The organism is Bacteroides nordii, from assembly GCF_019930665.1.
GTDB classification, from domain to species: domain Bacteria; phylum Bacteroidota; class Bacteroidia; order Bacteroidales; family Bacteroidaceae; genus Bacteroides; species Bacteroides nordii.
In genome coordinates, this window is sequence record NZ_CP082886.1 from 1,412,396 (window position 1) to 1,434,681 (window position 22,286).

Below are 22,286 nucleotides of genomic sequence, written 5' to 3' on the forward strand. Positions count from 1 at the left end.
TATAAATTTATTATGATTTATGGATTATCGTTGGGTAAGTTTGTGAGTTGATGAGTTTGTGAGTTGGTAAGTTTGTGAGTTTATAAGTTTGTTTGTAAGTTTGTGAGTTGACAACTTGTCCTCTTGTCAACTCACCAATTCACCAACTTTTCAACTCACCAACTCTTCAACTTACCAACTCATCAACTTATCAACTCACAAACTTACAAACTCATCAACTTACTCCCGAATTGCTTCCAGCAGCCGAAGGATTGCTTTTTCAGGGTCTTTTTCTTCTTCCAGTAAAGTAACAAATCGACTGCCTATAATACCTCCCCGCGCATTGTCACATGCTGCACGGAAGGTAGCTTTGTTCGAAATGCCAAAACCCACCATGCGCGGATTGCGTAGTTTCATTTCGTCTATCTTCTTGAAGTAAGCACGCTTCTGCACATCAAAATCCTGCTGGGCGCCTGTAGTGGCAGCCGAAGATACCATATAAATAAACCCGTCTGTATGGGCGTCTATTTCACGTATGCGTTCTTCGCTGGTTTCGGGAGTGATAAGCATAATTACTTTAATGTCATAACGTTCGGCTATGGGGCGGTATTGCTCCTGGTAGTCGCGAAAAGGAAGATCGGGAATAATAACTCCATCAATGCCACATTCAACGCATTGGCGGCAGAAGTTTTCAAACCCAAACTGCATGATAGGATTCAGGTATCCCATAAATACAAGTGGAATTTTCACATCTTCGCGAATACCGTGGAGCTGTTCGAAAAGCCGTTTGAGTGACATGCCGTTACGAAGTGCCCGTGTGGCTGCATTCTGAATCACAATACCGTCTGCCATTGGATCACTGAATGGAATGCCGATTTCAATCATACTTACACCGTGCTTTTCGAGGGTGCGGATAACGTTGGCTGTTCCCTCCAATGTAGGAGTACCGGCACAAAAATAGATAGATAGCAGGTTTTTTTTATCGCTGCCGAAGAGTTGATTGATTCTATTCATGTTTTTATTCTTTCTTTATTGTTAGCGTAATTCGTTTAAAAACAGATGGATACGTTGTGCGTCCTTCTTTCCCGGTTTTACTTCAAAGCGACTGTTGAGATCGTAGCCTACCAGTAGGGGGTGCTGAAACTCTTTGAGTGCTTTGGCGCTATAAGGATTGATACCGCCACTCAGTATGAAGGGAGTACGTCCTTTATAGATATGCAGAATACTCCAGTCGAATTGATTGCCCGATCCTCCGCGTTGTTCGCACTTTGTATCAAAGAGAAAGTATTTGCAGAAATTACTGTAATTGTGTACGTTTTGCAGATCCTTTCTGCTGGCTATAGGGAATGCCTTGATAAGTTTCAGTCCTGACAACTGGAGTGACCGGCAATATTCCGGCGATTCATTTCCGTGTAATTGAATGAAGTCCAGACTGAAACGGTCGGCAAACATTTCTATTGTCTGCTTATCTTCGTTAACAAAGACTCCGACACGGCGGGCATTGGCAGGCATATAATCGGGCATTTCGCATAAGTAACGTGGAGATTTGGGATAGAAGATGAACCCGATCATGTCGATGTCCGGTGATTCTACTTCACGAATATTTTCTCCTTCACACATGCCGCAAACTTTGATTAATTTGTTGTTTACCATTTTCTTGAGGGATTAAGAGTTATTATGTGATTATTTTATCTATAAAATCTTTGAGTGTTTCACCCGGTTGCCCGGTGCGCATAAAGGTTTCGCCGATAAGAAAACCTCTGAAACCGGCATCGCGTAACTGAGATACGGTTTCTGGTTGAGAAAGTCCGCTTTCGGATACGCGTATGATGTCTTCCGGCAAATGTTCTGCCAGACGGAAGGAGTTGGCAACATCTGTATGAAAGCTCCCGAGGTTACGATTGTTGATACCTACCATATCTGTCTCCTTATTTATATAAGTAAGCTCGTCTGCACTATGAATTTCGAGCAGGACTTCAAGACCGAGTTCATGAGCTTTATCAGTCAGTGCATGGCATTCGTCCTGTTCGAGTGCAGCAGCAATAAGCAGCACTGCATCGGCACCTACGATACGGGCCTGGTAGAGCTGATACTCATCGATAATGAACTCTTTCCTTAGAATGGGTAGATCCACCAACGGACGGGCGATACGGATATCACGTAATGTTCCGCCAAAGAATTTCTCATCAGTAAGGATAGATAGTGCAGAAGCACCAGCAGCAGCATAATCGGGAATGATCTCCTCCGGACTGGCTGTTTCCTTTATCCAGCCTTTAGAGGGAGAACGGCGTTTGAACTCGGCAATAATACCACTGGAAGAAGTAGCTAATGCCTGTTTCATAGAGCGGGTAGGAGGGACGTCACTAACCCCTTCGTATAATTGTTCGATTGTAATGGATTGCTTCTGCAACTCCACTTCAATCCGCTTGTTAGCGATAATTTCAGATAATATATCGGGCATAGGAAAAATAGTGATTAATGATTAGTGGTTAGTGATAAGCGATTAGTGATAAGTGATTAGTGGGCTGCGCGATCATCCGCATGGCACTAATCACTTATCACTAATCACTCACCACTATTTATAAATTTCTTAAGCGTATCCAGTGCCCTTCCACTTTCCAGCGACTCGCGGGCAAGGGCAATACACTCTTCTATTGGCTTCTCCGGACAAATCACATTGATGGCAAAGGCAGCATTGACAATTACTACATCTTTTTGTGCTTCGGTAGCTGTATTTGCCAGTACGTTGTCGAATATCCTTGCGGCATCTTCTGGTGTGTTTCCACCATCCAGATCCATCTCCGTGTAACGAGAGAAACCAAGGCTTTCGGGGGTGTAAATTTTCTCACTCTCGCTGGTAGCTACTTTGAATTCCTTTGTCAGGGATATTTCGTCATATCCGTCCAGGCTGTGGACTACTGCGAACTTAATGTTGCTTGCCTGATAAGTGTAGCTATACAGACGAAGCAAAGGCAGATTGTAGACGCCCAACAGCTGGTAGCTCGGTAATACCGGATTGACCAACGGACCAAGCATATTGAAAAACGTACGTACTGCCAGTGATTTGCGTACCGGAGCTACTGCTTTGAGTGCCGGGTTGAAGAGGGGAGCGTGCAGATAAGCGATGTTACACCTCTCCATAGAACGCCGTAACTTATCAACATCATTGGTAAATTTCACACCGTGTTGTTCCATTACATTGCTGGCACCGCTGACGGAAGTAGCTCCGTAGTTTCCATGCTTCACAACCGGAAAGCCAGCTCCGGCTACTGTGAAGCAGGCTGCTGTAGAAATATTGAAGGTGTTTTTTCCATCACCACCCGTGCCTACAATGTCAATCGGAGAGAACTCACTCAGATCGACAGGGACCCGCATCTCGAGTAAAGCATCGCGAAAACCGCATAATTCCTCTACGGAGATATTGCGCATCAGAAAAACGGTGATTAGAGATGCCACCTGTACATCATTATATTTGCCCTGTGCTATGTTTTGCAGGATGATACGGGCTTCGTCCCGTCCCAGGTATTGGTGCTCGAAGAGCTTATATAGAATCTGTTTCATACATTTATGCATTTAAAAAGTTCTGAATGATAACTTTGCCCTGTGGTGTCAACACCGATTCGGGATGGAATTGAATGCCATGTACATCGTACATCCGATGGCGCAATGCCATGATTTGCCCTTCCTGGCTTTCGGCTGTAATTTCCAGACACTCTGGAAAAGCGTTGCGGCTTACTACCCATGAATGGTAGCGTCCTACGGGTATTTCGTGCTCCAGATTCTGAAACAAAATATCGTCTTTGATGATATGAACCGGGGTTTGTACACCATGATATACATCTGTAAGGTTTTCCAGTGTAGCACCGAAAGCTTCGCCGATAGCTTGATGCCCCAGACAAACGCCGAGAATACTTTTGGTTGGGGCATATTGTTTGATGATGGGCAATAACAGACCGGCTTCTTCCGGTATACCGGGACCGGGTGAGAGGATGATCTTGTCAAAGCGTTCTATTTCACTGAGTGCAATCTGATCGTTACGGAATACTTCTACATCTTTGATTCCCAATTCCTTCACAACATGCAGCAAATTATAAGTGAAAGAGTCGTAGTTATCTAAAAGTAATATCTTCATTGTCTTTAATTTTTAAGTGTTACTGCCAAGTCTATTGCTTTCTTCAATGCACCCAACTTGTTGTTTACTTCCTGCAATTCATATTCGTCCTGGCTGCGGGCTACAATACCACCTCCTGCCTGGAGCCACAGTTCATTGTTACGACTCACAAAGGTACGAATTGTAATGGCTTGGTTCAAGTCTCCGTTTAGTCCGATGAATCCGATACAACCGCCATAGGCGCCGCGGTTGTGCGGTTCTATCTCACTGATAAGTTGCATGGCGCGTACTTTGGGTGCACCGCTAAGTGTACCTGCCGGAAAAGTGTCGATGAACGTTTTCATGGAGCTACTCTCTTGGTTGAGTACTCCGCTGACGCGGCTGACCAGATGGATCACATGACTGTAGTACTGTGGTTCTTTGTAGAACACTACACGCACGTCGTGGCAGTTGCGGCTGAGGTCATTTCGTGCCAGATCTACCAGCATGACATGTTCTGCATTCTCTTTCGGGTCTGCAAGCAGAGCCTCTGCGAGTTCTTTGTCTTTGATAGAGTCGCCCGTGCGGCGGGTAGTTCCTGCTATGGGATCAATACAGGCTTGTTTGCCTTCAATTTTGCAGTGTGTTTCGGGAGATGAACCGAAGATGCGGTAACCGCCAAAGTCGAAGTAAAACAGATAAGGGGAAGGGTTAATGCTACGCAGAGCACGGTATACTTTGAAATCATCGCCGGCATAAGGCTGTACGAATCTTCTCGATAAAACAATCTGGAAAACATCGCCACGCAGACAGTGTGCGATACCTTTGCGAACATTTGCTTTGTGTTGCTCATCGGTGATGGGGCTTGTTACCGGACCGGTCACAGAGAAGTTATAAGATGCGTAATTACGGTTCTCGATGGTAGATTCCAGTTCCGGCAATCCGCTTTCTTCTCCTTCGCTGAGCATTTCTACAAGCGTAAGCTCGTTTTTGAAATGATTGAAGATGATGATATACTTATATAAGATGTACAATATATCCGGTGCATCATTCATCTGGTCGTGACTCTCTTTAATGGGGATATGTTCAAAGTATTTCACGGCATTGAAAGTGGTATAACCGTAGAGTCCGCATACTTCCTTGTGTTCTCCCGATACATGGAAACAGTTAATGAAGCTGTTAATGGCATTTTCTACTGTGAAGGTTTCTGTCAGCGGCTTTTCTTCGCGGGTATTGTCCGGATAGGTAGTAGTGACAAGGTCGTTGTTGACACCTACGCTTGCCAGTGGGCAGAGAGCGATGTATGACATGGAATTCTCTCCGGCATGGAAGTCTGAGCTTTCCATGAGTACCGATTGCGGATACATATCGCGTACCTTAAGGTAGATACTTACCGGAGTATGCAGGTCGCCAAGTACCTGTTTGCTGTTAGTTTTATAATTAAACATGGGGTTATTTACGATTAGACGATTTACTATTTACAATTAAAACCACTTTGATTTACGATTAGACGATTTACAATTTACGATTGAAGTTACTTTATTTATGAATAAGGGTAATCCCAATCGTAAATAGTAAATCGTCAAATCGTAAATTTCAAATAGGTTTCAATATCCTTATCTCCTCTTCCCGACACAGTTAATACTACTACATCTTCCGGGTTGAACTTTAATTTTTTGAGGGCACCTAATGCATGGGCCGATTCGAGTGCCGGAATGATTCCTTCCAGTTTTGTCAGTTCGTAGGCGGCTTCTATGGCTTCGTCGTCATTTACGGCCAGTACTGTGGCACGATGCTGCGATGCAAGGTTAGCATGTATCGGTCCGATGCCAGGATAGTCCAATCCGGCAGAGATAGAATAGGGCTCTTCAATCTGCCCGTCTTCGTCTTGGATGACGAAGGTACGTGCTCCGTGAATGATACCCATTTTCCCGAGTTGGATAGTTGCTGCGGTTTGTCCGGTTTCTACGCCTTTTCCTCCGGCTTCTGCCAGAACGATGCGTACCCGTTCGTCGTCCAGATAATGATAGATAGTACCTGCAGCATTACTTCCTCCACCTACACAGGCGATAAGATAATCGGGATAGTCGCGTCCCTCTTTTTCTGCGAGTTGTTTTTTTATCTCTTCACTGATCACTGACTGCAAGCGTGCTACCATGTCCGGGTAAGGGTGAGGGCCAACCGTAGAACCGATGATGTAGTACGTATCTGCCGGATGACAACACCAATCGCGTATCGCTTCGTTGGTAGCATCTTTCAGTGTCATATTTCCCGATGTTACCGGGATAACTGTTGCACCGAGCATTTTCATCTTCTCTACGTTGATATGCTGGCGTTCCACATCTGTCTTACCCATGTAGACAATGCACTCCATGTTCATCAGTGCACAAACGGTGGCTGTAGCTACTCCATGTTGTCCGGCACCTGTTTCGGCGATGATACGAGTCTTACCCATTCGGCGAGCCAGCAATATCTGACCGATGGTATTGTTTATCTTATGAGCACCGGTATGGTTGAGGTCTTCCCGTTTCAGGTACATCTTACATCCGTATTTCTCTGAAAGGCGGCGTGCCAGGTAGAGAGGGGAGGGACGTCCTACGTAGTCGCGCAGTAGTTGGTCGAACTCTTGTTTGAAACCCTCATCATTCAGTACGGTGAGGTATGTATTCTTTAATTCTTCTACACATTTATGAAGTATTTCGGGGATATACGCTCCGCCAAATTCTCCATAATAACCATCTTTGTCAACTTGATAACTTTTCATATATTCTTCTTTTTATAATTAAACTCTGTTGTAATGCCGGCTGAGCCGGATTCGACAAATGGGGTGGAAATGAAAAGAGCCCTGTCGCAAGTTGCGACAGGGCTCTTTCAAATCTGTTATATCTTTAATGAGGTATATACATACGAGCACTGCTCCCTTACGACTGTCGGAGTTGTAACGGGCGCCACCACCAATATGTATTTACTAACATTGTTCTCATTGTCTTTTGATGTTTTACGGGGGCAAATATAAACACATTGTTTGAAATAGCAAACAAAATCTTTCTTTTTTTATTCTTTTCGTTTGAAGAAAGTACTAAATAAACATTTCCTTCTCTTGATTTGTTTAATTATACAATTAATATTTAAACAGAAACCAAATTATGAAACAAAGGAAAGTCCTTATTGCAATCGCTGTCGTTATTTTAATCTTACTGTTACTATACTGGCTTTTTGTAGCTGAAGATATTAACGCATGGCTTCCGGTGAACTAATATGAATTGTTCGTTTTTGTATGGTATTTCACCACAGAGTAACACAGAGTTCCACAGAGCAGTATTTATCTGATAAAACGCGGATTAACACAGATAAACGCAGATTAAAAGACTGTAGTTCTTTATCATACATTTATTTCCCTTTGCGAAAATCTGCGTTAATCTGCGTTTCAATAAAGATTTAAACTCTGTGGAACTCTGTGTTACTCTGTGGTGAGTTTGCTTCATTCTTGTACAGTCTTGAATGAATCTCTTTTTATAAAAGATTCTTCCTATATCGCAGTAGGATTGTTATCTTTGCACTTATCATTATTAAAGAAGTAATAACCTATGAATAACTTTATTTTTCAGAATCCCGTCAAGCTCATTATGGGGCGTGGGATGATTGCTCAATTGAGTAAGGAAATTTCGTCCGATAAACGAATTATGATAACTTTTGGCGGTGGAAGCGTTAAGAAAAACGGCGTGTACGACCAAGTGAAGGAAGCTCTCAAAGATTATTTTACAGTAGAATTCTGGGGCATTGAACCCAACCCTGCTATCGAAACGTTGCGTAAAGCCATTGCTCTTGGAAAAGAACATAAAGTTGACTATCTGTTGGCAGTAGGTGGCGGTTCCGTCATTGACGGAACAAAGTTGATAGCTGCCGGATTACTATATGATGGAGATGCCTGGGATCTTGTGGCTGCCGGACGTCCGGTGACAAATACCGTGCCTCTTTCTACCGTACTCACTTTGCCTGCCACAGGATCGGAAATGAATAACGGGGCTGTAATCTCCCGTCACGAAACAAAGGAGAAATATCCTTTCTATGCCAACTATCCGCTTTTTTCTATCCTTGATCCTGAGGTGACGTTTACTCTGCCTCCTCATCAGGTAGCCTGCGGTATTGCCGATACATTTGTGCACGTAGTAGAGCAATATATGACTACTCCCGGTCAAAGCCGCCTTATGGACCGCTGGGCAGAAGGTATTTTGCAAACCCTTGTAGAGATTGCTCCGCAGATACGCGAGAACCAGCATGACTACCAGTTGATGGCAGATTTTATGCTTTCTGCTACCATGGGGCTGAATGGTTTTGTAGCCATGGGAGTATCGCAAGACTGGGCTACACATATGATTGGGCATGAACTGACAGCTCTTCACGGATTGACGCACGGGCATACATTGGCCATTGTCTATCCGGCTACCTTGCGTGTGCTTCGTCGGTTCAAAGGAGACAAGATCCTGCAATATGGTGAACGGGTGTGGGGAATAACGTCCGGTACGAGAGAAGAACGTATTGATGAGGCTATCCGCCGTACCGAAGAGTTTTTCCGTTCCTTGGGACTCACTACCCGCTTGAGTGAAGAGGGGATCGGCAAAGAAACGATTGAAGAAATAGAACGTCGTTTTAATGCCCGTGGAGTGAAGTATGGCGAAAACGGAAATGTAACAGGTACAGTGGCAAAAGAGATATTGGAAAGTGCTATGTAAGAGGTAGTACTTATCAATGTTTTAAAACAATCGTTTTGTTATATAACAAAGTTACAACATAATAGGGCTTCATTGTTCGCGCAAGGCAATGAAGCCCTATTATCTTAGTACACTTTGTCATAACTTAGGGTGGCTCTTTAGTGTCTATAAATTTATCGTTGCAAAAGTACGGAAGCAGGATGTAAGAAAAGTTACATTTCTGCTATGAACTTATTACAAAACTGGTTTGTTGTTTTAATATGTAAACTGAAACACCTATATTCGCAAAAAGATTGGGTTGTATCCCGTTAAAAATATATAGAAAAATATGAAAACAATGAATTATTCCCTTATCCGTACTGTCTGTGCATTGATTATTGGTCTGGTACTTGTGCTTTGGCCGGATGCTGCGGTACAGTATCTTGTTATTACTCTTGGTGTGTTATTCCTGATTCCCGGTTTTATTTCTATTATCAGTTATTTTGCAGCTAAACCAGAGCAAGGTGTTTCGCGTCGTTTTCCGATTGAAGGAACGGGTAGTTTGCTTTTCGGTCTCTGGTTGGTGGTAATGCCGGGATTCTTTGCCGATGTATTGATGTTCCTGCTTGGCTTTATCCTTATATTAGGAGGTGTGCAGCAGATAGCTTCGCTTTCAATGGCTCGCCGCTGGACGGTAGTTCCCGGTGCGTTTTATGTGGTACCCTCTCTTATCTTGCTGGCAGGCATTGTGGCTCTTTTCAATCCGACGGGAGCACGCAATACGGCATTTATGATTATCGGAGTAAGTAGTCTTATATATGCGATATCTGAATTGGTGAACTGGTTTAAGTTTACACGCAATAAACCCAGAAAGCCGGTATCAGACGATATTGAGGATGCGAAGATAATAGAGTAAAAAAAAAGAAGAGGCCTGCCTCACGGCAATCCTCCCCTGCAAACTTAAAACAACCAACAAAAGAAATAGTTTGAATAGTGATTAGTGGTTAGTGAATAGTGATTAATACTGTACTTATATGCCGCATGGCACTCATCACTCATCGCTCATCGCTAATCACTATTCACTATCTAATGAATAATAATTCCCGGTATTTGGGTAGCGTCCACATTTGGTTGTCAACGATGAGTTCCAGTTTGTCTATGTGGTAACGTATCTCTTCCAGTGCCGGTACTATGGTATCATGATAAGCGATGGCTTTTTCGCGTTCGCTTTCAATCTTGTTTGCCACTTTACGAGCTTCGATCATGGCATCTACATGTTCTTTTATGAAGGCCGTACGATCTGCTATTTCTTCGATCAGTTCCAGATTTTTAGCAGATAGTCTGGCAGCTTTCTCTTCCGGGAAGAGGGCGCGCATCTTATACACATTATCAATCAGATCCGTTTGATACTGCGTTGCAACCGGAATAATGTGGTTCATTGCCAGGTCACCCAAGACACGGGCTTCAATCTGGATTTTCTTGGTATAGGTTTCCCATTTCACTTCATTCCGGGCTTCCAGCTCTTTCTTTGTCATTACGCCTGTGGCTTCAAACATGGCAATGGTCTCCGGTTTCAGATAGTTGTCGAAGATTAATGGAACGCTGGTTTCACAGTCCAATCCTCTTTTTTTAGCCTCTTCTTTCCACTCGTCACTGTATCCGTTGCCGTCAAAGTGGATGGCTTTACACTCTTTGATGTATTTACGAATTACTTCCAGGATGGCCGAAACTTTGGGCTCGCCTTTTTCTATCAGTGTATCTACATCTTTTTTGAACATCTTCAATTGAGCGGCAATGGCAGAGTTCAGGGCAATCATGGCACTGGCACAATTGGCTTCCGAGCCAACGGCACGAAACTCAAAACGGTTTCCGGTGAAGGCGAAAGGTGAGGTACGGTTACGGTCTGTATTGTCAATCAGTAATTCCGGGATCTGCGGAATGTCAAGTTTCATTCCTTGTTTGCCACTGAGACTTACCAGATCATCTTTGGTGCTCTCTTCGATGTGTTCCAGTACCTGAGACAATTGTTTGCCCAGGAAAGAAGAAATGATGGCGGGAGGTGCTTCGTTGGCTCCTAACCGATGGGCATTTGTGGCGCTTGAGATAGATGCTTTCAGTAAGCCGTTGTGGTGGTAAACAGCCATTAGTGTATTCACAACGAATGTCACAAAGCGCAGGTTGTCTTCCGGAGTCTTGCCCGGAGCCATTAACAGAATGCCGGTGTCTGTACCTAATGACCAGTTGTTGTGTTTGCCGCTACCATTTACTCCCTTGAATGGCTTTTCGTGTAATAATACCCGGAAACCGTGGCGGCGGCTTATTTTGCGCATTAATGACATGATGAGCAGGTTGTGGTCATTTGCCAGATTGCATTCTTCAAAGATAGGAGCCAGTTCAAACTGGTTGGGTGCTACTTCGTTGTGGCGTGTTTTTACAGGGATACCCAATTTAAGCGCTTCTATTTCGAGATCTTTCATAAAAGCTGCTACACGGGTAGGAATGGCACCGAAGTAGTGATCTTCCAGCTGCTGATTCTTAGCACTGTCATGCCCCATGAGTGTACGTCCTGTCATCAGCAAATCGGGGCGGGCGGCATAAAGACCTTCGTCTACCAGGAAATATTCCTGTTCCCATCCCAGATAGGCGATTACCTTCTTTACCTCCGGGTTGAAATAACGGCATACATCGACAGCTGCTTTATCTACGGCTCTCAGGGCTTTTAGCAACGGAGCTTTATAGTCGAGTGCTTCGCCTGTATACGCTATGAATACAGTTGGGATGCACAATGTATCATCTACAATAAATGCAGGTGAGGAAGGGTCCCAGGCTGAGTATCCACGCGCTTCGAAGGTATTGCGGATTCCTCCGTTTGGGAAGGATGAGGCATCCGGCTCCTGTTGAACAAGTAACTTGCCGGAGAATTCTTCCATTACACCTCCTTTGCCATCGTGTTCAATAAAGGCATCATGTTTTTCGGCAGTACCTTCGTTCAGTGGAGCAAACCAGTGGGTATAGTGAGTGACTCCCATTTCGCTGGCCCACTTTTTCATTCCGGCAGCTACTTCATCGGCTATGCTGCGATCCAGTGGAGCACCATTGTCAATAACGTCAATCAATTTGTTGTATACCTTGCTTGACAGGTATCTGAACATCTTTTCTTTGTTGAATACGTACTTTGCAAAGTACTCCGAAGGCCGTTCCGAAGGAGGAACCACTTCTACCGCTTTTTTCTTGAAAGCTGTTTCTACTACTCTGAATCTTAGTTTTGACATAATCTTTTGATTTATGATTGATGGAATTATGATAGATTAGTTATATGCTGATTCTCCGTGCTCGTAAATGTCGAGACCTTCTTCTTCGATGCGTGCCGGAACACGTAATCCGTGAACTTTATCGAGCAGCTTGAAGATAACAAAACCCATGCCGGCTGCCCAACAACCTACTATGACTGCTCCAAATACCTGTGCTCCAAAGAATCCGAAAGTACCTGTATAGAATACTCCTTCGCTTGTAGAGAACAATCCGGTGAGCAGTGTGCCTAAGAAACCACAAACACCATGTACGGAGCTTGCACCTACGGGGTCGTCTATTTTCAGCACTTTGTCGATGAAGTCTACCGAGAATATCATTACAACCCCACAGATGGCACCAATCAGTACAGCTCCTGCTGCCGATACACAATCACATCCGGCTGTGATACCTACCAATCCGGCAAGGATACCGTTCAGTGTAAGTGATAAAGAGGGTTTCCCGTATTTCCACCAGCTCACTGCGAGGGCGAAGAAACCACCGGCACAAGCTGCCAGATTCGTAGTAAGAAACACATGGGAAATTGCTATCTGATCGGGGGTAGAAGCTGCCGCCAATTGAGAACCGGGGTTAAAACCGAACCAACCGAACCACAGGACAAATACGCCCAATGCTGCAATCGTCAGGTTGTGTCCCGGAATGGCTTTTGACTTCCCGTCTTTTCCGTATTTACCAATGCGCGGACCGAGAATAGCTGCACCTACCAATGCTATCCAGCCTCCGACGGAGTGAACTACGGTTGAACCGGCAAAGTCATGGAAAGTTGTGCCGAACAGGTTCATCATAAATGAGCCCTCTTCGCCGTTCATGAGCCAACCTCCTCCCCAGGTCCAGTGTCCTGAAATGGGATAGATCAATACACTGATGCAGATGGTATAAACGATGTACATAGAGAATTTAGTACGCTCGGCCATAGCCCCTGAGACAATGGTGGCTGCTGTGGCACAAAATACAGTCTGGAATATCAGAAAACCCTCTGAAGGGAGTCCGCCACCTTCATAGAACGACAAGTTGAAGAAGTGGGGCATACCGATGAATCCACCTGCACCGAACATCAGTCCGAAACCGATGAACCAGTAGAGTAACGAACCGAACATGAAATCGACAAAGTTCTTCATTAGAATATTGGCGGTGTTCTTTACCCTTGTGAATCCGGCTTCTACCAGTGCAAACCCCGGTTGCATGAAGAATACCAGCATTGCCGCCAATAACATCCATACGGTGTTCAGTCCGTTAGCCAATTCTCCTATTGTATCCGGTGCAGTTTCCGTAACCGGAGTTTCTGTTGCCGTAGTGATTGTTTCCGTTACGGCAGTTGTTACTGTTGTAGCGTTTACAAGGGTTCTATCCTGAGCGAGTGTTTCTGTTGCGAAGCACAGTGCAAAAAGCATAGCACTGGCCAACCACAGCTTTGTAATGCTGTGCTTTCTATATGTATCCATAATTTTGATGTCTTTGAATTGTACTACTTTCTTTATTTTCTAATGGTCCGTATCAGGAATCCGGTCACGCTGTGCTATCGTTCCTGTTCGGCATTATAGAGAGCAATGTCGCCTCGCTCTCCTGTGCGGATGCGGATAGCATCTTCTATCGGAATAACAAAAATACGTCCGTCTCCGATCTCTCCGGTTTGTGCTGATCTGACAATCGCCTGAACGGTCTTTTCTGCATTCTTGTCACGTACTACAATCGAAATAAGAATTCGCTCAATAGAGCTTGTGTCATATACCACACCACGGTAAATACGTCCCTGGCGTGCTTTGCCTATACCTCTTACGTCATAGTAGGAGAACCACTCAATGTCTGCATCCAGAAGCGCATCTTTCACTTCCTCGAATTTGGTTTTACGGATAATAGCTTCAATCTTTTTCATATACCTTCTTGAATTAGTGTGTTTTGTATTTCTTTTAGAAACTCATGCCGAACACCAGATATGTCTTGTCCATAGCGGGTGATACGGTGGCCTGTACAAAGATTGGGATAGAAAAACTATCTGTTACTTTGATTGATCTGGCTGCCTTCAGCGAGATATCCGTGAGGCCGCTGATCTTCTCACCTGTGTATAAATAAGATTTAGTTGATACACCGATGGAGGGAGTCAATGTGATGTCTCCCGGACAGGCGATATCATACGAGGCATTGAAGTAAGTGGAGAAGTTCTGGTTGTCCTCCGGGTTCTTATCTGCTCCGGCAAACATGGTTGCTACGGACAGAGTCAGCGGTACTTTTTCTCCGAAATGGTAACTCAATGCACCTTCAAAATAATGGCTGTCTTTATAATAGCCATATTTACCGCTTTCGCCGGACCACCAGTAGTCTGTCACTGTAATACCCAATCCACCAATGCTGTAACCTAATGTGATGTCGAATTCTTTTGGTTCGAGATCTGTGATGCTGGTGCTTTCCCATGCCGACAGTGATACTCCTTTATAGGCCAGCCCTAAAGAAGGTTGAACAGAGGCACCGGAGCCTTGGTCGAAACCACGCCATACGTATTTGCTTACTATGTCGGCTCCCAGTGAAACCTCAAATTTGTCTTGTGCCATTGTAGTTGTTGGAATGAGTATTCCAACTATCGCTACTGCTACTCCCCCTAATTTTTTGTTAATCGTCGTTTTCATCGTCTTTTTACCTTTAAATTAGAAAAATTGTGGATGTACGGTCCAACTGTTATATAGTAGCGCGCTATTATTATCTTTGTAAATTAAAAAATCATGCGAATCAGTAGTTGAGGGAATCAGAGAGAAATAAAATCAGATCTGTCGTCATCCGTCTTATCCGTGTACCATAGAAAAAAAGCGGTGGGGGATTGTTTTAATTTCTAATTTTCAATGACTTTACAGCCAGTTTTTTATTCTTCTCATAGCTTCGATACAATCATTGCGTTCACCAAATGCTGTGAGGCGGATATATCCTTCTCCGCTTGGGCCAAAGCCTATACCCGGTGTACCTACTACGTTGGCTTCGTAGAGCAGCTGGTCGAAGAACTTCCATGAACTTGCTCCGTTCGGGGTTTTAACCCAAAGATAGGGAGCATTTACCCCTCCGTAAACTTTTAGTCCGGTGCTTTCAAGTCCCTCTTTCATGATATGGGCATTGGTCATATAATAATCTATGGTCTCTTGTATCTGCTTTTTTCCTTCCGGGGTGTAAATCGCTTCAGCAGCCCGTTGGGTGATATAAGAGGTACCGTTGAATTTTGTACATTGCCGGCGATTCCATAGGCGGTTCAGAGGGATACGGTCTCCTCCGAGTGTGGCTGCCGTCAGTTCTTTGGGCACTACGGTATATCCGCAACGTACTCCGGTGAAGCCTGCCGTCTTTGAGAAGCTTCGGAATTCAATGGCACATTTTTTGGCTCCTTTGATTTCGTAAATGGAGTGTGGGACGTCTGGTTCCCGGATGTATGCTTCGTAGGCTGCATCAAACAATATCAGCGTATCATTGGCCAGTGCATAGTCCACCCATTTCTTCAGTTCTGCTTTGGTTAGCGTTGTCCCTGTCGGGTTGTTAGGGTAGCAGAGGTACACAATGTCGATACGTTTATCGGGTATCTCCGGGATGAAATTGTTTTCGCTTGTACAAGGCATGTACGTCACGTTACTCCATTTACCACTATCTTCTTCCAATACGCCTGCGCGTCCACACATCACATTGCTGTCTATGTATACCGGATAAATAGGGTCTGTAACTCCTACGCTGTTGTCATGGCGCAGAATATCCCCGATGTTTCCCGTATCACTTTTGGCTCCGTCACTGATGAATACTTCTGAGTTGGAAAAGTGAATTCCCCGGGCTGCATAGTCATTCTTGATAACGGCTTCGATAAGGAAGTCGTATCCCTGTTCCGGACCATATCCATGGAAGGTTTCGGCATGAGCCAATTCTTCTACGGCTTTGTGCATTGCTTCGATACAGGCCGGAGGCAATGGACGGGTGACATCTCCGATACCCAGGCGGATAATGTCTTGCTTCGGGTGTGTGATCCTGAACGTATTTACTTTTTTCGCAATATCCGAGAATAAATAACTTCCCGGTAATTTCAGGAAATGTTCGTTTACAAGTGCCATATTGTTGTTGTTTTAAGTTTATCGTTTTATATACTCTCTCTCTCTCTTATTCTCTTTTATTCTTCTGTTTCTATTGTTCCGTCAAAAACCTTTGTTGCGGGACCAGTCATAAACACGTGATTCGTTTTCTCATCCCATTCGATGGTCAGCGTTCCGCCATCCATGATAATATCTGATTTTCGTCCGGCTTTACCTCTTATGACGGCAGCTACGGCAGTGGCACAAGCTCCTGTTCCACAGGCTTGGGTAATTCCCGAACCTCTTTCCCACACACGCATTCTTATTTTATGATCGTCTAATACCTGTGCAAATTCTACGTTGGTACGGTCGGGGAAAAGTGGGTTGTTTTCCAGCTCCGGACCAATCTTTTGGAGCTCTATTCCGTTAATATCCTCCACAAAAGTTACCAGATGCGGATTTCCCATAGATACTTTGGTAGAAACATATGAATATGTATCGCTGAAGTCAATGATTCCTATCTCCGACGGTTCTCCCATATCTACTGTAACAGCCGTTACTGTTTCGTTTTCTACATTAAGTTTTAGTATTTTGATGCCTGAGAGCGTATCCAGAGTAATGACCGTTCTGCTGGTCAATCCATATTCGAATAAGTATTTGCCTATACATCGGCTTGCATTGCCACACATCATTGCTTCCGAGCCGTCTGCATTGAAAATGCGCATACTGAAGTCTGCTTTATCAGAAGTGCCAATCAAAACAAGTCCGTCGCTTCCTATTCCCGTGTGGTATGCACTCCATTCAATGGCTTTCTTCTCCGGATTTGTGACTGGGTATCTGGTAGTATCTACATAGATATAATCATTGCCCGCTCCATGCATTTTAGTGAATTGAATTCTTTTTATCATTTTGCTCTTTATTTATCAATTGATATATCCTTTTGTTTTATTACAATGCAAAGATATGTCTTTTTGCTTTATGTTTCGCTTAAATACATATCTAATATCTATTTAATTTGTTGAATCTTTCAATCTTGTTAAATAGGGGTGTGTATGCTTGTAATTTGAAATGTAAAAGGGCGATATACTAATAAACTATTATAGGGGTATTTTGTTTTGCATATTCTTCCGTTATATATGAGAGGCTTGAATACTTGATTTAGATCAATTGAGGTGCTTTGGGTACAAAAAAGGGTACTTTGGAATTGACAAAATGAAAAGGATATTGTGCTGATTACTGTCTTTTTGTCTGTTTGAAACGGTATACGGTGTATCGTTTATTTTTTAATTAGTATCACCCGATATGTGAAGTACTAATAATGTGATTATAAATCGGGCTTATATTCGTTATAAAACCAGTTATAGTGAAACCTTTTCTTATTGCTTTTGTTGATGTGGGGTATAATTATAAAAAAACAATAAACAATGGATGATGTAACCAAACAATTAGAGGCAGCAGCTCAAACCAGTCACTTGGTTTTGATTTTCTTTTATGCCGACTGGGCTCCCCATTATAATTGGCTGGAACCGGCTATCAATGAGTATGAGAAAAGAGTAGTTGAACTTATTGAAGTAAATATTGAGACCGATAAAGCAGTGGCCGATTCTTATAATATAGGAACTGTGCCGGCATTCGTTTTGCTGCATAGAGGCAAGGAGTTATGGAGGCAGATAGGCGAATTGACCGTTGATCAGCTCCGGCTGGTGTTATCGGAGTTCTGAGAAATAGGAGAAATTAGTGATTAGCGAAGGAGTGATTAGCGATTAGTGAAGGAATGATTAGTGCAAATAATAGCGCAGCCCACTAATCACTAATCACTAATCGCTAATCACTAATTTCTCACCTTCTCCTGCAATAGAATCGGCTCGTTCGTAGTAATGAAATCTATATTCTTTTCGATGAGCCATTTCATATCTTTGGGTTTGTTTACCGTCCAGGCATTAGCTTTCAGTCCCAGGTCATGACATTCTTTGATCCATTCGGGATGTCTCTGGAAAACACTCAGGTGATAATCCGGTCCGGCACATCCCATTTCTTTTAATTCTTTCGGGGTTAATTTTCCATCCAGGTAGAATACAGGCGTACCGGCAGGTGCCAACCGGATAAACTCTTTGGTGGCATGCAATGAAAAGGTAATGTACTCCATTCTCTTTTCCAATCCTAACTTCTTGACCATATTTACTATTTTTTCAACAGCCAGCGTTTCGCGTTCGGGTCTGCTATGCGCTTTTAGTTCGAGGATGAGCTGTGTTTTGGTTTTCTTGGCAGCTTTGAGATATTGTTCCAGTGTGGGGAGCTGTTCACCATTGTCCAGTTTGAGTGAGGTGAGTGTTGCAGCCGTGGAACGTTCCATGCTTTTTAGTTTGAAAATAGGATCATGATTCACCACTAATTTATCATCAGCTGTGAGCCACACATCAAATTCGGAACCGTAGCAACCGATAGAATCAGCCTTCAGGAGGGCAGCGATACTGTTTTGTGCCGAACCATCTGTTTTCCAGTAACCACGATGGGCGATAACCTGGGTTTGAGCTATTGCACTGTAAGTTGAGAGAATCAGGGCGGAGGTAAGAAGGATTTTCTTTATTTTCATACTATATAATTCTGTGAGTTAGTAGAGTGAGACAAAGGTAAAGAAGATATTATGAATTGCAAGTTATGGATTGCGAATTTGTGTGAAAAGAGTGATATAAATGGACTGATAGGGAGAATGGAGTTACAGGAATATTACAATGCTCCTGAGGTATTTGAGAGGGGGTGTACAGACTACGCCTTGGCTGCATGCAGGCAAGGCGTAGTCTCCATGTAGTGAAAGTATACACTGCACACAGAGTGAAAAATCAATGTTTTTTACTTGTTAATCCGAATCAGCAGTTGAAAACCTATTCCGCATGGAAAGGTACGCCGTGCGATAGTTTATTTGTGCTAATCTGCGTTTCATCAGATAAATAGTACTCTGTGAAACTCTGTGGTGAGTTCAGTTCACTTCTGAACAACTTTGAACTGAATATCCAACTATTGATTCACATTAATAGTTAGTAAGCTTCTTCGTGCACATCTTTTACGGCTCGTCCGCTTGGTTCATTCTTGCCCTGGAAGGAAGCGTCCCATGCCAATGCTTCTGCTGTGGAGCAAGCTACGCTTGGTACACTTGGTACACATCTTGCCGCCGATGCACTGGGGAAGTGTTCTTCGAAGATGCTTCGGTAATAATATTCTTCTTTATTCTGCGGTGTGTTGACCGGGAAACGGTCTGCCGCCTTTGCCATTTGTTCATCACTTATAGCGGTGGCAGTGATTGCTTTCAATGTATCAATCCAACTGTAGCCTACTCCGTCACTGAATTGTTCTTTTTGTCTCCATGCTACACTTTCGGGCAACATATCTGCAAAGGCTTCACGCACAATTTTCTTTTCTATCACTTTACCCGGAGCCATTTTAGCTTTCGGGTTGAGGCGCATGGCAACATCCAGAAACTCTTTATCGAGGAATGGAACGCGTCCTTCTACTCCCCAGGCCGACAAACTTTTGTTGGCCCGCAGGCAATCATAAAGATACAGTTTGGAGAGTTTACGAACGGTTTCATCATGAAAGGCACGGGCGTCGGGTGCTTTGTGGAAGTAGAGATAACCGCCGAATATCTCATCTGCTCCTTCACCACTAAGTACCATTTTGATTCCCATTGATTTGATAACGCGTCCCAGCAGATACATTGGGGTAGAGGCGCGAACGGTGGTAACGTCGTATGTTTCGATAAAGTAGATAACATCACGAAGTGCATCGAGACCTTCCTGAATGGTATAATTTATTTCGTGATGTACGGTTCCGATATATTCGGCAACTTCGCGGGCTTTGATAAGATCGGGGGCTCCTTTCAGACCGATTGCAAAGGAGTGGAGCTGTGGCCACCAAGCATCACTGGCTCCATCGGTTTCGATACGTTTGGCAGCATATTTCTTGGCTATGGCTGAGATCACTGAAGAATCCAACCCTCCGCTCAGTAGTACACCATAAGGCACGTCACTCATCAATTGGCGGTGTACGGCTTCTTCAAGTGCATCGTGTAAGTCGGTTACAGAGGCAGGGTTGTTTTTTACTGCTTCATAGTCTGTCCAGTCGCGGGTGTACCATTGTTTCATTTTTCCCTCTTTACTATAAAAATAATGGCCGGGAAGGAATGGTTCGTATTCGTCACAGAAACCTTCAAGAGCTTTCAGTTCACTGGCTACGTAGATTGTTCCATCTGCATCATGTCCTATATAAAGAGGTATTACGCCAATAGGGTCACGGGCGATAAGGAATTCATCCCGTTCTTCATCGTAAAGAGCAAAAGCGAAGATGCCGTTCAACTCTTCGAGGAAATGAATACCTTTGTCCTGGTAAAGTGCCAGAATGACTTCGCAGTCACTACCTGTCCGGAATTCATAGCGTCCGGCATACCGGGTACGTATTTCACGGTGATTATAGATTTCGCCGTTAACGGCAAGAATTTGTTTACGGTTGGGAGAGTAAAGGGGCTGTCCTCCACTTTGCGGATCTACAATGGAAAGGCGTTCGTGTGCAAGGATCGCACTGCCTCCGGTGTAAATACCACTCCAATCCGGACCACGATGACGGATTTTTTGTGCCATGCGTAACGCTTTGTTCCGCAACTCTTCTGATTGGCTCTTAATCTTGAATATACCTACTATTCCACACATAATTTTGATTTACGATTTTACGATTTACGATTGAAATTACTTTGATTTACGATTGGACAATTTACGATTGATGTTACTTTGATTTACGATTGATGATTTACGATTACTTGTAGTAACTTCAATCGTAAATCGTAAATAGTCCAATCGTAAATCAGATCGTTTTATCTATCTCAGCAGCAATTTTTCGTCCTCCCGCCATGGCACGTACAACAAGGCTCGCTCCGGTTGCTGCATCACCGGCGATGAATACATTCTTGGGGAATTCTGGCTGTTCCGGTTTGAGGAATCCCATTGCAAGCAATACTATATCGGCTTCGATAATCTCTTTCTTTCCGGTTGGTACCATCGTGGGGCGTCCTCCATCAGTAGAAGGTGTCCACTCCACTTGTTCAACTTCTACGCCGGTTACTTTGCCATTTTTACCAATGAATTGGTTGGAAGTGAGCGACCAACGGCGGGTACAACCTTCTTCGTGTGAAGAAGTCGTTTTGAGTACTACGGGCCATTGCGGCCATGGAGTAGCGTCATTGTGCCCAACGGGTGGCTGTGGCATGATCTCTATCTGTGTTACGCTAATAGCTCCCTGACGTATACTGGTTCCGATACAGTCCGATCCGGTATCGCCACCACCGATAACAAGTACTTTTTTTCCTTTAGCACTTACCAGTTTATCTTTAGAGAAGGTTTGTCCTTCCACAATCCGGTTCTGTTGCGAAAGCATTTCCAAGGCGAAATGTATACCTTTTAATTCACGCCCCGGGATAAGAAGATCTCGTGGCGTCTCTGCTCCGGTACAGATGCAATATGCGTCGAACCCTTCCGGCAGATGGGTGGGATCTATGGTTGTATTCATTTCAAAACGGATACCCTCTGCTTTAAGTAGTTGGATACGGCGGTCTATGATATTTTTGTTCAGTTTGAAGTTGGGGATACCGAAACGTAGCAGTCCTCCCGGAGCCTCTGCCTTGTCGAACAGAGTGACGGTGTATCCTTTCCGGTTTAGTTGGTTGGCTGCTGCCAGTCCGGCAGGGCCTGCACCAATCACAGCTACCTGTTTTCCATTGCGTTGTGGCATTACCGGTATGACATATCCCTCCCGGAAAGCAGCTTCTATGATAGCTGCCTCGTTCTCCCGGATAGTCACAGGTTCATCACAAGACAGTTTCAATACACAACTTTTCTCACAAAGTGCCGGACAGATACGCCCTGTAAACTCCGGAAAGTCACACGTGGCAGCCAGTATTTCATAAGCTTCTTTCCACTTTCCTTTGTAGAGGGCGTCTTGCCACTCAGGTTGTTTGTTACCCAACGGGCATGCCCAGTGGCAGAAGGGTACACCACAGTCCATACAGCGTGATGCTTGTAGCTTACGGTCGTGGGTGTTAAGGGTTTGTTCTACTTCACTATAGTCAGTGATACGTTCATATACGGGGCGATATCCGGCCTCCTGACGGCGTATGGTTAAAAATGCTTTAGGATCTCCCATGAT

20 protein-coding genes are annotated in these 22,286 nt (G+C 44.1%); 4 read left to right on the forward strand and 16 right to left on the reverse strand.

Annotated features, from left to right (window positions below):
* Window positions 1-219: 219 nt before the first annotated feature.
* From trpA to trpB, 7 genes are all read right to left on the reverse strand, one after another.
* On the reverse strand, window positions 220-993 hold the full coding sequence (gene trpA, locus K8P02_RS05425) for a tryptophan synthase subunit alpha (RefSeq protein WP_002560844.1): 774 nt from the start codon (window positions 991-993) through the stop codon (window positions 220-222).
* Between the two features lie 21 nt (window positions 994-1,014).
* The gene (locus K8P02_RS05430; RefSeq protein ID WP_002560843.1) at window positions 1,015-1,632 is read right to left on the reverse strand and encodes a phosphoribosylanthranilate isomerase; all 618 of its coding nucleotides are present in this window, start codon (window positions 1,630-1,632) and stop codon (window positions 1,015-1,017) included.
* A gap of 22 nt (window positions 1,633-1,654) precedes the next feature.
* Entirely contained in the window at window positions 1,655-2,440 is a 786-nt protein-coding gene (gene trpC / locus K8P02_RS05435) for an indole-3-glycerol phosphate synthase TrpC (RefSeq protein WP_002560842.1), read from the reverse strand.
* A 104-nt stretch (window positions 2,441-2,544) separates the two neighbouring features.
* Entirely contained in the window at window positions 2,545-3,540 is a 996-nt protein-coding gene (gene trpD / locus K8P02_RS05440; RefSeq protein ID WP_007485070.1) for an anthranilate phosphoribosyltransferase, read from the reverse strand.
* Between the two features lie 4 nt (window positions 3,541-3,544).
* The gene (locus K8P02_RS05445) at window positions 3,545-4,111 is read right to left on the reverse strand and encodes an anthranilate synthase component II (protein WP_002560840.1); all 567 of its coding nucleotides are present in this window, start codon (window positions 4,109-4,111) and stop codon (window positions 3,545-3,547) included.
* 5 nt (window positions 4,112-4,116) lie between these two features.
* The gene (locus K8P02_RS05450) at window positions 4,117-5,517 is read right to left on the reverse strand and encodes an anthranilate synthase component I family protein (RefSeq protein ID WP_007485072.1); all 1,401 of its coding nucleotides are present in this window, start codon (window positions 5,515-5,517) and stop codon (window positions 4,117-4,119) included.
* Window positions 5,518-5,651: 134 nt separating this feature from the next.
* The gene (trpB, locus tag K8P02_RS05455; protein ID WP_002560838.1) at window positions 5,652-6,833 is read right to left on the reverse strand and encodes a tryptophan synthase subunit beta; all 1,182 of its coding nucleotides are present in this window, start codon (window positions 6,831-6,833) and stop codon (window positions 5,652-5,654) included.
* An 823-nt stretch (window positions 6,834-7,656) separates the two neighbouring features.
* On the opposite strand from trpB, the gene K8P02_RS05460 reads away from it, so the two are divergent.
* Window positions 7,657-8,802 (forward strand): iron-containing alcohol dehydrogenase, encoded by a 1,146-nt coding sequence (locus tag K8P02_RS05460; RefSeq protein WP_223382093.1) that lies wholly within the window; start codon window positions 7,657-7,659, stop codon window positions 8,800-8,802.
* 307 nt (window positions 8,803-9,109) lie between these two features.
* Window positions 9,110-9,676, forward strand: coding sequence for an HdeD family acid-resistance protein (locus tag K8P02_RS05465; RefSeq protein WP_025867951.1), 567 nt, complete (start codon window positions 9,110-9,112; stop codon window positions 9,674-9,676).
* 166 nt (window positions 9,677-9,842) lie between these two features.
* On the opposite strand, the gene K8P02_RS05470 is transcribed toward K8P02_RS05465, so the two are convergent.
* From K8P02_RS05470 to dapF, 6 genes are all read right to left on the reverse strand, one after another.
* Entirely contained in the window at window positions 9,843-12,032 is a 2,190-nt protein-coding gene (locus K8P02_RS05470; RefSeq protein ID WP_002560834.1) for a glutamine synthetase III family protein, read from the reverse strand.
* A gap of 36 nt (window positions 12,033-12,068) precedes the next feature.
* The gene (locus K8P02_RS05475) at window positions 12,069-13,511 is read right to left on the reverse strand and encodes an ammonium transporter (RefSeq protein WP_007485083.1); all 1,443 of its coding nucleotides are present in this window, start codon (window positions 13,509-13,511) and stop codon (window positions 12,069-12,071) included.
* Window positions 13,512-13,585: 74 nt separating this feature from the next.
* Window positions 13,586-13,942 carry a P-II family nitrogen regulator gene (locus K8P02_RS05480; RefSeq protein WP_002560832.1) on the reverse strand — a complete coding sequence of 119 codons (357 nt, stop codon included), beginning with the start codon at window positions 13,940-13,942 and terminating at the stop codon, window positions 13,586-13,588.
* Window positions 13,943-13,976: 34 nt separating this feature from the next.
* Window positions 13,977-14,690, reverse strand: coding sequence for a hypothetical protein (locus K8P02_RS05485; RefSeq protein ID WP_025867950.1), 714 nt, complete (start codon window positions 14,688-14,690; stop codon window positions 13,977-13,979).
* Window positions 14,691-14,906: 216 nt separating this feature from the next.
* Window positions 14,907-16,139, reverse strand: coding sequence for an LL-diaminopimelate aminotransferase (locus tag K8P02_RS05490; protein WP_025867949.1), 1,233 nt, complete (start codon window positions 16,137-16,139; stop codon window positions 14,907-14,909).
* A 56-nt stretch (window positions 16,140-16,195) separates the two neighbouring features.
* On the reverse strand, window positions 16,196-17,005 hold the full coding sequence (gene dapF, locus K8P02_RS05495) for a diaminopimelate epimerase (protein ID WP_025867948.1): 810 nt from the start codon (window positions 17,003-17,005) through the stop codon (window positions 16,196-16,198).
* Between the two features lie 516 nt (window positions 17,006-17,521).
* Between dapF and K8P02_RS05500 the strand changes: the two genes are divergently transcribed.
* Window positions 17,522-17,818: a thioredoxin family protein gene (locus tag K8P02_RS05500; protein WP_002560828.1), complete on the forward strand. Its 297-nt coding sequence runs from the start codon at window positions 17,522-17,524 to the stop codon at window positions 17,816-17,818.
* Window positions 17,819-17,928: 110 nt separating this feature from the next.
* On the opposite strand, the gene K8P02_RS05505 is transcribed toward K8P02_RS05500, so the two are convergent.
* Window positions 17,929-18,690, reverse strand: coding sequence for a glycerophosphodiester phosphodiesterase family protein (locus tag K8P02_RS05505; protein WP_025867947.1), 762 nt, complete (start codon window positions 18,688-18,690; stop codon window positions 17,929-17,931).
* A 51-nt stretch (window positions 18,691-18,741) separates the two neighbouring features.
* On the opposite strand from K8P02_RS05505, the gene K8P02_RS05510 reads away from it, so the two are divergent.
* A complete protein-coding gene (locus K8P02_RS05510) occupies window positions 18,742-18,906 on the forward strand; it encodes a hypothetical protein (RefSeq protein WP_162173720.1) in 165 nt (54 codons plus the stop codon).
* Between the two features lie 226 nt (window positions 18,907-19,132).
* Here K8P02_RS05510 and asnB read toward each other — a convergent pair whose 3' ends face one another.
* Window positions 19,133-20,797, reverse strand: coding sequence for an asparagine synthase B (gene asnB / locus K8P02_RS05515; RefSeq protein ID WP_025867946.1), 1,665 nt, complete (start codon window positions 20,795-20,797; stop codon window positions 19,133-19,135).
* A gap of 151 nt (window positions 20,798-20,948) precedes the next feature.
* Window positions 20,949-22,283 carry a glutamate synthase subunit beta gene (locus tag K8P02_RS05520; RefSeq protein ID WP_223382095.1) on the reverse strand — a complete coding sequence of 445 codons (1,335 nt, stop codon included), beginning with the start codon at window positions 22,281-22,283 and terminating at the stop codon, window positions 20,949-20,951.
* Window positions 22,284-22,286 lie beyond the last annotated feature (3 nt).